Here is a 667-nt window from a genome sequence, read left to right on the forward strand (position 1 = left end):
GTTAGGTTTTGACAATGTCGATCAGCAGCAAGAACGCTGACGGTGAAAGGCGCGGTGCGTTAGCCAATGCGCCCTGCGAAGAGCGCCTCGCTATGGGTGCTCAATAATCATTACCGCGCAAGTATCCTTCTCCAATGCTTCGAAGGTGTGCGGCCCATCTGCGGCATAGCTGATGTAGTCACCAGCGTTAAGCGTAATCTCATGCCCCTCAGGTCCAAGCAGGGCGCGCCCACTGCTGATCATGACATGTTCCAGCGTACCGGTTTGATGAGGGATAGAACGGCGTACACTTCCCGGCTGCGCGGTCACGCGGTAGATATCGCGTTGCATCCCCCTCGGACAGACGGCGAGCAGTGTCACAAAATAGTGTGCCTGTTCAGCGGCTACGATGTCGCCCTCATGCGCACGGATCACTTGTACCCGGGGCTGGGGTGCTGCAATCAACTGCGTTACCTGCACATCAAGCGCCATCGCCAGCGCCCACAGCGTTTCCAGGCTGGGATTACCGCTGCCTGATTCCAATTGGGATAGCGTAGATTTTGCGATACCGGCACGTTTGGCCAATTCACTGACGGAAATACCTATCCGCTCGCGTTCACGTTTTACCGCCATGGCGAGAATACCGATCGGCGTTGACCAGGGTTGCATATCGTTCTCCATAAAAAAC

Annotated in this window: 1 protein-coding gene; it reads right to left on the reverse strand. The window is 55.9% G+C overall.

Annotated features, from left to right (window positions below):
• Positions 1 to 90: 90 nt before the first annotated feature.
• Positions 91 to 660 carry an XRE family transcriptional regulator gene (locus J5224_RS33260; RefSeq protein WP_319802543.1) on the reverse strand — a complete coding sequence of 190 codons (570 nt, stop codon included), beginning with the start codon at positions 658 to 660 and terminating at the stop codon, positions 91 to 93.
• Between the last annotated feature and the right edge of the window lie 7 nt (positions 661 to 667).

Source organism: Candidatus Symbiopectobacterium sp. NZEC135 (genome assembly GCF_025962695.1).